This is a genomic window from Streptococcaceae bacterium ESL0729 (assembly GCA_029391995.1).
Classification (GTDB): domain Bacteria; phylum Bacillota; class Bacilli; order Lactobacillales; family Streptococcaceae; genus Floricoccus.
Genome location: CP113924.1, coordinates 1,283,860 through 1,295,034 on the forward strand (window position 1 = coordinate 1,283,860; position 11,175 = coordinate 1,295,034).

9 protein-coding genes are annotated in these 11,175 nt (G+C 40.7%); 1 reads left to right on the forward strand and 8 read right to left on the reverse strand.

From position 1 onward, the window contains the following. Positions 1-8: 8 nt before the first annotated feature. Positions 9-1,154, reverse strand: coding sequence for a recombinase RecA (gene recA, locus OZX68_06410; GenBank protein ID WEV60546.1), 1,146 nt, complete (start codon positions 1,152-1,154; stop codon positions 9-11). Between the two features lie 234 nt (positions 1,155-1,388). On the opposite strand from recA, the gene OZX68_06415 reads away from it, so the two are divergent. Continuing rightward, positions 1,389-3,386 (forward strand): ATP-binding cassette domain-containing protein, encoded by a 1,998-nt coding sequence (locus tag OZX68_06415; GenBank protein WEV60547.1) that lies wholly within the window; start codon positions 1,389-1,391, stop codon positions 3,384-3,386. Between the two features lie 86 nt (positions 3,387-3,472). On the opposite strand, the gene rpsD is transcribed toward OZX68_06415, so the two are convergent. From rpsD to OZX68_06450, 7 genes are all read right to left on the reverse strand, one after another. Further along, a complete protein-coding gene (gene rpsD, locus OZX68_06420) occupies positions 3,473-4,084 on the reverse strand; it encodes a 30S ribosomal protein S4 (GenBank protein ID WEV60548.1) in 612 nt (203 codons plus the stop codon). Positions 4,085-4,257: 173 nt separating this feature from the next. Further along, entirely contained in the window at positions 4,258-4,560 is a 303-nt protein-coding gene (locus OZX68_06425; protein ID WEV60549.1) for a hypothetical protein, read from the reverse strand. Between the two features lie 38 nt (positions 4,561-4,598). Then, the gene (dnaB, locus tag OZX68_06430; protein WEV60550.1) at positions 4,599-5,954 is read right to left on the reverse strand and encodes a replicative DNA helicase; all 1,356 of its coding nucleotides are present in this window, start codon (positions 5,952-5,954) and stop codon (positions 4,599-4,601) included. Continuing rightward, positions 5,954-6,406: a 50S ribosomal protein L9 gene (rplI, locus tag OZX68_06435; GenBank protein ID WEV60551.1), complete on the reverse strand. Its 453-nt coding sequence runs from the start codon at positions 6,404-6,406 to the stop codon at positions 5,954-5,956. Before rplI ends, dnaB begins: the two co-directional genes overlap by 1 nt. A 2-nt stretch (positions 6,407-6,408) precedes the next feature. Beyond that, positions 6,409-8,397, reverse strand: a complete 1,989-nt coding sequence (locus OZX68_06440; protein ID WEV60552.1) for a DHH family phosphoesterase — start codon at positions 8,395-8,397, stop codon at positions 6,409-6,411. Positions 8,398-8,503: 106 nt separating this feature from the next. Continuing rightward, positions 8,504-10,384: a tRNA uridine-5-carboxymethylaminomethyl(34) synthesis enzyme MnmG gene (mnmG, locus tag OZX68_06445; protein WEV60553.1), complete on the reverse strand. Its 1,881-nt coding sequence runs from the start codon at positions 10,382-10,384 to the stop codon at positions 8,504-8,506. Between the two features lie 194 nt (positions 10,385-10,578). After that, positions 10,579-11,097 (reverse strand): ClbS/DfsB family four-helix bundle protein, encoded by a 519-nt coding sequence (locus OZX68_06450; protein ID WEV60554.1) that lies wholly within the window; start codon positions 11,095-11,097, stop codon positions 10,579-10,581. Between the last annotated feature and the right edge of the window lie 78 nt (positions 11,098-11,175).

Here is an 11,175-nt window from a genome sequence, read left to right on the forward strand (position 1 = left end):
AACTATTCTTAATCTTCTATTTCAATATCTTCAAGTTCAAGACCTAAATCTTCATTTTTAGTGGCCTTGGCTGTCTTAACTTTTTCTTTGTCATCTTTATCAGTGCTGTCCTCTAATAGGCCAAACTTAACGCGGACTTCCCTGTCGATTTCATCAAAAACTTCTGGATGTTCCTTCAAATAAGCCTTGGCCTTTTCAGAACCTTGACCAATTCGTTCATCCTTATATGAATACCAGGCACCTGATTTTTTAACAATATCAAGGTCAGAAGCAATCTTAAGAAGCTCACCTGTTTGTGAAATCCCTTCACCATACATGATTTCTACTTCAGCTACCTTAAATGGTGGGGCAACCTTATTTTTAACAACCTTAATCTTAGTTTCCTTACCAACGTTTTGATCCTTCTCGTCACCTGTACCCTTGATTTGCGTGTTTCCACGGACATCAAGACGGATTGATGAATAGAATTTAAGGGCACGTCCACCAGGAGTAGTTTCTGGGTTACCAAACATTACACCTACTTTTTCACGAAGTTGGTTGATGAAGATTGCAATTGTCTTAGTCTTGTTGATACTTGCTGAAAGTTTACGCATGGCCTGACTCATCATTCGGGCTTGAAGACCAACGTGTGAGTCACCAATGTCACCGTCAATTTCAGCACGAGGCACAAGGGCTGCAACCGAGTCAATAACAACAAGGTCAATCGCTCCACTGTCGATTAGGCGGCCAGCAATTTCAAGCCCCTGCTCTCCGCTATCTGGTTGTGATAAAAGGAGTTCATCAATATTTACACCCAAGGCCTGGGCATAGGCTGGGTCAAGGGCATGCTCAGCATCGATGAAGGCTGCGATTCCACCTTCTTTTTGAGCCTGGGCTACGGCGTGTAGGGCCACAGTTGTTTTACCAGATGATTCTGGCCCGTAGATTTCAATAATCCGTCCCTTTGGATAACCACCAGCACCAAGGGCGATGTCAAGGGCTAGACTTCCAGAACTCATGACCTGAACCTTTTGCTCAGCCTTGTCACCCAGACGCATAAGTGCTCCCTTACCATAATCTTTTTCGATTACTTTAAGGGCATCATTGAGGGCACGTTCTCTTTCGTCACCAAATTTCTTTGTAACTTCTTCTGTTTTTTTCTTAACTTTAGCCAATTTTTTCTCCAATCTTAATTGTTACAAGGTAGGTTTATTATACCATTTTTGGGTCTATAATTCATGTTAGACCACTTGGATAAAAGCAGTAATTAGACCCTTCCATCTACCTCCTTATACGATAAAAAAGAAGCATTTTACCAGTCTACTCACCCATCATCTAATTAAAATTTTAGTCTTTTTTCAAAAAAAGAACTATAATAGAGCCTATACATTTATTAGTGGAGGAAAGTTATGCCCTTATTAGAACTTAAAGATATTAAAAAATCTTATTACCTGGGAAAGGAAGAATTTCCCGTATTGAAGGGAATAAATCTCTCCTTTGAAAGAGGAGAATTTGCAAGTATTCTCGGTGAATCAGGAGGCGGTAAATCGACTCTTATGAACATCATTGGAGGTCTTGATAATAAATTTTCCGGTGAGGTAATTGTTAATAATGTTAACCAAAGGTCAAAAACCGAAAAGGCCATGGATGAATACCGCAGGAGTACCATCGGCTTTATTTTCCAAAGTTTTAACCTAGTTAATTATCTAAGCGTTTTAGATAATGTTCTCCTAAGTCTTAAGATGACCAGTCTTTCACACCAGGAGCAGGTCAAAAAGGCTGAGGAGTTACTCAAACAAGTAGGTCTCTTTGACCACCGCAAGAAGAAGCCTAATCAGCTATCAGGTGGACAAAAGCAGAGGGTGGCCATTGCTCGTGCCCTTGCCAATAGCCCTGAAATTATTATAGCTGATGAACCTACTGGAGCCCTTGACAGTCAAAATACCAGGGATGTCCTTCGCATTCTAAGGGAAATTGCTGAAAGTGGAACCACCGTTGTCGTTGTTACCCATTCACAAGAGGTTGCTGATTACGGTACAAGAATCATCAGATTAGCTGATGGGCAGATTGTGGCTGATGAAAAGCTAAGAGACCCTTATCAGGTTGTCGAAAAACCTAAGAACTTCAAGGCCAAGGCCCTAAGCCTTAGAAGCTCTCTTGGAATGTCTTGGAAGCATTTTAAATACAACTGGAAGCAAAATCTTTTGATTGCAATTGGTACAGGAATTGGGCTTTTTGCAGTTATGCTCTTCTTGGGGCTTGGAAACGGGATTAGTAAGTTTGCTGAAAAGCAGGTATCAGAACAACTTAACCCCAACCATCCAACCATTATGAGAAGGATTTCAAAGGATGATAAAATCCCTAATGAGCTAGCCCTACAGGAGTCAAGTCAAGCTGTTTTGAGTGGGGACTCTAAGCTTTTATTTGATGATAGTTTAATCGCAAAATTAAAGGCTGTAAGCCACGTTTCAGGGGTTGAGGAAACCTATAACATTCCTTTAGTCATTCCTGGTAAAATTACCCTTAATGATCAGGCTGAAAACTTTCAAACTGTAGCTAGTTGGGGCAGTAACCAACAGGAAGCTTCAGTCAAGGAAGGCCATATCCCAGGGGATAACGAGGTTCTTATCAGCAAGCAAACGGCCATGAAATTTGATCCTGAGGATTACCAGTCAATTGTCGGTAAAAAGGTTAAGGTCAGCTATGCGACCCTGTCAAGTGACGGGACAAAACCTGCTACCATCGAAAAAGAGTACACTGTGTCTGGTATCATTGATTCTCTAGCAAGCTCAAACATGGCAGTCTTTAGCTTCAAGGAACTTAAAAATGACCTGGCAGCTGCTGGAGCTCAAACTAAGTCAAGTATCGTATCAATTGATATTGATGATTCTAAAAATGTCGACCAGGTTCTCTCAGACATTCAAAATATTAAAATTGACGGTCAAAAGGCCTTCGTTACTCTAGGAACAGGAGACATCCTTAAAACAATTAATGGTTACCTAGATATCATTAAGTATGTTCTTGCAGCTATTGCTGGAATCTCCCTCATCGTGTCAATCTTTATGATTGTCGTGACAACTTACATGTCCGTTACTGAAAGAACTAAAGAAATTGGTATCCTTCGTGCTATGGGGGCCCGCAAAAAAGATATTCGCCGTCTCTTTACTGGAGAAAGCCTTATGCTAGGTCTTCTTGCAGCAATCATAGCTATTGCAGGAGCCCTACTAGGAGAATTTGGACTTAATAAGGCTCTCTATGGTTTGGCCAACTTCAATCTGGTTCAGGTTACAAGTAGTGATGTGACTTTTGCCATCTTAGTTGGAATCATCATTGCCCTTCTATCAAGTATTGCACCATCAAGTCGTGCAAGTAAGATGAACACAATTGAAGCACTTTCAGTTGATTAATAATAAGCATGCCCAGGCATGCTTTTTTATATGGATTAAAATAAAAAAAGAAGCAGAATAATCTGCTTCTTTTGACCAGGTAAATCTTAAAGTTGTTTGTTGTAGAATTCTACGACAAGAGCTTCGTTGATTTCTGGGTTGATCTCATCACGTTCTGGAAGACGCTCAAGAGTACCAGTAAGTTTGTCAGCATCGAATGATACGAATGCTGGACGTCCAAGAGTAGCTTCAACAGCTTCAAGGATAGCTGGAACTTTTTGAGATTTTTCACGAACGCTGATTACATCACCAACTTGTACGCGGTATGATGGGATATCAACGCGGCTTCCGTTTACAAGGATGTGACCGTGGTTAACGAATTGACGTGCTTGACGACGAGTAGTAGCAAGACCTAGACGGTAAACTACGTTGTCAAGACGTTGTTCAAGAAGAACCATGAAGTTGAAACCAAGAGTTCCTTCTTTGATTTTGCTTGCTTGTACGAATAGGTTACGGAATTGACGTTCAGTTACTCCGTAAGAGAAACGAAGTTTTTGTTTCTCAGCAAGTTGTAGACCGTATTCTGATAGTTTGCTACGGTTGTTTGGTCCGTGTTGTCCTGGTACGTAGTTACGACGAGCGATTTCTTTACCGGTTCCTGAAAGTGATACACCTAAACGGCGTGAAAGTTTCCATGATGGTCCTGTATAACGTGACATATTTGTCATCCTCCAAAAATTTATTTTTGAAGAAATAATGTTTTGAATAATTCCAGGTCCGTGCACTACATCTTCACCTTTACAGCTTTGGCTACTTTAGCTAACCAGATGCATTGTTGACGGGGGCCTTAATTATTCTGCTGCACTATCTCAACTTTACTAGTTTATCAAGATTATTCTTCTGTGTCAACATCAATTTCAACCACTTCAAAAGCTTCTTCCTGATCAGCGTAGTGGATAAGAATATTCTCAGTTAAAATATCAGAATAGCTGTAGCTTGCTCTTTCTTTGGGACGAGAATCTTGATCATAGACAACAATAAAAAGTGAATCGTAAACCTCAGAAAGGGTTCCTTCGCGGCGATTTTCACGCTTACGTCCGTACTGGCTTGTAATACCAACTACTTGCCCTTCGTGATTTTTTACGTCTTCCTTAATTTTTTTCATTTTTTCAACATCTTCGAATGCTTGTGACATATTATCCTACTTTCTAGTGACTCTAGTACTTCGAGTAATTAAAATTCTTCCATATTCGAAAGATTGACAAATTTATTATATTCCTTGATAAAGGCAAGTTTTACTGTTCCGCGAGCTCCGCTTCGGTTTTTTTCAATAATAACCTCAACGGTATTATCCTCTTCAAACTCCTCCTCATCGCCCTCTCTAGCATAGTAATCTTCCCGGTATAAGAAGGCTACAATATCAGCATCCTGCTCAATTGACCCAGACTCCCTAATATCTGAAAGGACGGGCCGCTTGTCCTGCCTTTGCTCAACTCCACGAGACAGCTGACTTAGGGCAATCACAGGAACTTTTAGTTCCTTGGCTAAAATTTTAAGCTGCCTTGAAATTTCTGAGACCTCCTGCTGGCGATTCTCACGCCCTGTCCCTGAAATAAGCTGGAGGTAGTCGATTAAAATAAGACCAAGATTACCTGTTTCCTGGGCAAGTTTGCGGGCACGAGCCCTAATCTCTGTAATCTTAATTCCTGGGGTATCGTCAATGTAAATCCCTGAGTTTGAAAGGGTACCTGCTGCGATGGTCAGGCTATTCCAGTCATCCCGGGATAGATTACCTGTCCGAAGATTATAGGATTCAATCCTACCTTCTGCAGCAAGCATCCTTTTGACTAAACTTTCAGCCCCCATCTCTAAGGAGAAGATGGCAACTGACTTATCAAGTTTGGTTCCTATATTTTGGGCAATATTAAGGGCAAAGGCCGTTTTACCGACAGCAGGCCGGGCAGCAAGGATGATTAACTCTTCCTCATGAAGGCCTGTTGTTAAATCATCAAGGGCCGGGTAACCTGTGGCAAGTCCTGTAATCCGGTTGTCTTGTTGGCTAAGCCTGTCAATTTCTTCAAAGCTATCATTGACAAGGTCAGATATTTTCTTAAAACCAGACCGATTCTTATTCTCGGCCACATCCATAAGCTTGCTTTCAGCCTCATTTAAAATCTCATAGGGGTCATCCTCCTGGGCATAAGCTTTTTCAACACTTCGGGTAAGATTACTGATTAAATTTCTTAGAAGGGATTTTTCGGCAACAATTTTGGCATAGTAGGCTGCGTTAGCACTGGTTGGCACGGCACTGGCAAGTTCTGCAATATAAGAAACCCCACCAATATTTTCAAGCTCACCTTCTTTTTCTAAGGCATTTCTGACTGTTAGGACATCAATTGGTTCCTTGTCGTCAGAAAGCTTGATCATATTTCGAAAAATTGTTCTATGAGCCACCTTATAAAAGTCTGCCAAATCCAAGTATTCACGGACTTCAATCAATCGATCGGCATCCAAAAAGATGGCACCTAAAACGGCTTGCTCAGCTTCTAAGTCTTGAGGAGGAACCTTCATAATATCCTGATCAGGCATTATGCTTCTCCAACGTGCACTCTAATAGTAGCAGTAACCTCTCTATGAAGTTTTACAGGTACCTTGGTTACTCCTAAAGTTTTAATTGGGTTTTCAAGCTGAATCTTATGCTTGTCTAATTTGACCTTGTACTGATCATTCAAGGCACTGGCAATTTTTTTAGAGTTGATTGCTCCAAATAATCTACCATCCTTACCAACTTTTTCAGTCAATTCAACCATGGTTCCTTCTTCTTCAAGAAGCTCCTTTAATTTTTTAGCTTCAGCTAAAATCTCTGCCTCTTGCTTATCTTGGGCCTTCTTTTGTCCCTTTAATTCACTGATGGCAGCATTGGTTGCTTCCTTGGCTAGATTCTTTTTGATGAGAAAGTTTTGTGCGTAGCCAGAAGGGACTTCCTTGATTTCTCCCTTTTTCCCCTTACCTTTTACATCTGCTAAAAATATAACTTTCATTTCTATCCCTCTTTCTTATCAATCTTATCTTTGTTTTCATCTCGGAGAACCTCTAAGAGCTCCTCCTTAACTTCTTCAATTGTTTTTTCATAGACCTGGGCTGCTGCATTGTTGAAATGTCCCCCACCACCAAAGGCACTCATAATGGTCTGTACATTATAATCGCCTCGGCTCCTTGCAGATATTGCTATATAGCCATTTTTATGGCGGGCAATGGCAAAGGCCATGTTGATATTCACCATATCAACCAAGGTTTCAGCAGCAATGGCCGTTTTTACATTATCATATTTTTTATCAGGATTTCCGCAGGCTACTACTGTATGTTCGCCAACAAAATCGGCCTTTAAAATAATCTCGTTTACATCCTTGTAATCACTATAATTGGTGGCAAGAATATCCTTGACCAGGTTACCATCAGCTCCTTGCTCCCTAAGGAAGCTTGCAGCTTCAAAGGTCCTGCTTGTAGCACCTTTGCTGAAACTTTTAGTATCAACTGAAATCCCTGCTAGGGTAATACTCGCCTCAAGGCTGGTCATCTTTTTGGGATTGGTTGTCTGATACTGGAGTAATTCAGTTGCAAGTTCACTAGCACTACTTGCCCCACTTTCAATATAGGTCAGCATGGCATGATTTGGAAAATCCTCATCCCTTCTGTGATGGTCAATCACGACCAACTTATCAAAGGCCTTGTAGAACTCTTCGTTAAGGGTCATTCTAGGCTTCGAGTGGTCGACCATGATCAAGAGGGAGTTATCCCTCCTAAGGGCCTTAGCCCTATTGGTGGTAATAATTGATTTTTTCCCGTCCCCTGCCTCATCAAGTTTGGCAATGGCCCTTTGAACGTCTGGTAAAAGCTGCTTTTTATCGTAAACCACATAGGCAGACTTACCCGCAAGATTTGCAAAAATCTTCATGGCAACTGCTGAACCTAGAGCATCCATATCAGGAAACTTATGACCAACAATAAAAACATTGTCGCTTTCACTAATAATGGTATTAATGGCTGTTGCAATAGCCCGTGCCCTGGTCCTTGACCTTTGTGACCTACTGGCAGAATTTCCACCAAAATATCTAATAGGAGCTGAGTCAATATTTTCCTTAACAACAACCTGATCCCCCCCACGAACAAGAGCAAGCTCTAGGTTATTAAGGGCTGTTCTACCGATTGATTGGTGGTTTTCAATCCCGTAACCAACCCCAATACTATAGGTCAGAGGTACATTTCTCTCCGCTGCCTTCTTCTTGAATTCCTCAGAGAAGCTGAACTTATCATCCATAATTCGGTTGAGAGTTCGATAGTCTGTAAAGAAGTAGTATCGGCCGGCAGAAACTCTCCTGGTAAATATCTTATATTTACTGGAGATACTGTCGATGGAGTTTGTAATAACACTATTTATAGTCGTTCTTTCACTTTCAGACAAAAGATCGGTCGTATCATCATAGTTATCAACGGATAAAACCCCGATAACAGCACGACTGTCAGCTATAATATTTTTAGCGTCAAGCTCCTCACTTGCATCCAAAAAGTAAAGGAGGTGCTTGTCCTTATCATGCTTGACTGTGTACTGCTTGTTGTCAAGGCTCATGTACTTACTAATACCTTCTTCAATCTGATTGGTTATCTTTTTAATCTCATCCCTAGTGAAGTATTTTACGGCATCACCAAAAATTAAATCAACATAAGGGTTGAACCATTCAATCTCATAGGTATCTGGTGTATATCGCACGACTCCTAGAGGCATTTTTTCAAGGGTCGAACTCAAAGAATTCTCCGCTAATTCATTTGCATTCCTAATAAAATCAACAGTATTGCTTTGGTAGGCCCTTTTTTGATATAAAATAATCGCCAAAACAATAACATTTAAAAAGAATAGAATTACCATTGAGTTAATCCTTGATTCAGAAACTCTGATTACAATGCATTCTATTAGGAATAATACCCCTAATATTATGGTCATTGTTAGTGAAGACAATTGATCTAAACGTTTCATATTTACACTCCTGTCCGTCGTATTTTACCATAAATTGACTAAAATTTAAAGTATGGAGGGGGCTTACACGAAGACAGAAAAAGCATAAAAGGAGCCTCAGCTCCTCTTATTTTTTATTTTTTCCTTCAAGATAAACCATCAAAATACTGATATCTGCTGGATTTACTCCGCTAATACGGCTGGCTTGTCCAATCGTTTCAGGATTAATCTTTTTAAATTTTTGACGGGCTTCTGTGGCAATTGAGTCAATGGCGTCCCAGTCAATATTAGCTGGAATTCTTTTGGCCTCAAGGCGGTGCATTTTGTCTATCTGATCCATGGCCTTCTTAATGTAGCCTTCGTATTTAATTTCAATTTCTAGTTGCTCAATGATTTTGTCATCAAGATCTTCAGCAGCTGGTTCAATGAAATTAAGGAGGTCACTGTATTTAATCTCAGGACGTCTTAAGAAATCCCTTGCTGTCATGGCATCTTTCAAAGGCTTATAGCCGTATGATTCAATGATTTTATTGGTCTCTGCTGTCGGCTTAAGCTTAAGCTCAGACAGGCGTCTGTCCTCTGCTTCAAGCTTATATTTTTTAATCTCATAGGCAGCAAAGCGGTCGTCATCGACAAGGCCAATAGCACGCCCCAGCTCTGTCAAACGCATGTCAGCATTATCATGGCGAAGAATCAGACGGTATTCGGCCCTACTTGTTAAAAGACGGTAGGGTTCAATTGTTCCCTTGGTAACCAAGTCATCAATCATAACACCGATGTAGCCATCGCTTCTTTTCAGGATAAATTCAGGCTTACCTTGAGCCTTCAAGGCAGCATTAATCCCTGCCATAATCCCTTGGCCACCAGCTTCTTCATAACCTGATGTACCATTAGTCTGACCAGCTGTAAACAGGCCTGAAATAAGCTTGGTTTCAAGGGTTGGGCGAAGTTGGTGAGGTAGGACTACGTCGTATTCAATGGCATAACCTGAACGCATCATCTCTACCTGCTCAAGACCTGGAATGCTTCTTAAAATTTCAAATTGCACATCCTCAGGTAGACTGGTCGAAAGACCCTGAACATAGACCTCATCAGTATTACGCCCCTCAGGCTCTAAAAAGAGTTGGTGGCGGGGTTTATCTGAAAAACGAACAATCTTATCTTCAATGGACGGGCAGTATCTTGGCCCAACTCCTTTTACAACACCAGAAAACATGGGTGCCCTGTGGAGATTATCATTAATAATCTTGTGGCTTTCTTCGCTTGTATAAGTCAACCAACAAGGAATTTGGTCCTTGTCATAGTCAGCGTCCCTTGATAGGTAGCTAAAGTGATTAGGCTCCTCATCTCCTGGCTGGATTTCAGTCTTGCCGTAGTCAATACTTTGAGCCTTGACACGAGGCGGAGTACCTGTTTTAAAACGGGCAATCTCAAAACCAAGGTCACGAAGGTTATCAGCCAGGGTAATTGATGCTAGGGAATTATTTGGCCCTGATGAGTATTTTAAATCTCCTAGGATAATTTCCCCGCGGAGGGCTGTTCCTGTTGTGATAACAACTGATTTTGCCCCGTATCTAGTTCCAGTAGATGTTCTAACTCCTACAACTTTTTTATCTTCAACAAGGAGCTCATCAACGATGGCCTGGCGAAGAGTCAAGTTTTCTTGGCCTTCGACAGTTCTCTTCATTTCCTGTGAATAAAGTTCCTTATCAGCCTGGGCACGAAGGGCACGAACGGCTGGTCCCTTACCAGTATTTAGCATCTTCATCTGAATGTAGGTCTTATCAATGTTACGACCCATCTCACCACCTAGGGCGTCAATTTCACGGACAACAACCCCTTTAGCAGACCCACCAATTGACGGGTTACATGGCATAAAGGCCAGCATGTTTAAGTTAATAGTTAAAAGCAGGGTTTTTGAACCCATACGGGCTGAAGCAAGCGACGCCTCTACTCCCGCATGACCTGCACCAACGACGATTACGTCAAATTCTTCTTGAAAGTTCACATTTTCTCCTATATACATACAAAAAAGCCAAAGCAAGAGCAGGTACGCCAAAAAAGCATACATGACTCAGTACTTTGACTACTGGTTTTCATTTTAAAAATATTTTATCTTAAATTTAATAGTTGGTCAAGCTGAAAAACTTGCCCAACTAGATGCATGGCAACTTATTTCTAGCCAGGTATTAATTTACTAGCTTATAGGAATTCTCGCTTCCACTTTCTGATTTTAGTCCTAAATGTTCCAAATGGTGCAACTGTATTAATGTGGATAAATTTGTAAACCTCCCACACTGCATTCTTAGTTGCCCCGTCCGCCCACTTCCTTTGATGGACTTCAAAAATCTCTTCTTCAGTCATTCCATCAATCATCTTCAAAATATCATCAACATTTTTACTTAATTTTTCTTCCAATTCATCCAAAGATAAAGAAGCATAGGTATCGGTAAACCACTTGTACAAGTCTCCTAGTTGATTCCATTTAAACTTATCAGACGGTGTTTTAACCTCTAATCCAAGTTTTTCATCCCTCTCCCAGCTTAAAAGTAAATTTGTCCAACCAAGCTGGTAGGCAAGATTTTCGGCTGGTGTTCTCTCAGAAGCATCAGATTTTTGATCCTTCAAATTTTCTGGAATATCCTTAAATTCTGCAATATATTTATCATATGATTTTTTTATTTCTGATTTTAGCTCTTCTTTATCCTTATAAACTTTCATTATAGCCCCCATTTAGTTAGTACCTAGATTCATGATAGCAAATGAAGTAAATTTTTCCCAGTATTATTTAATGGATCA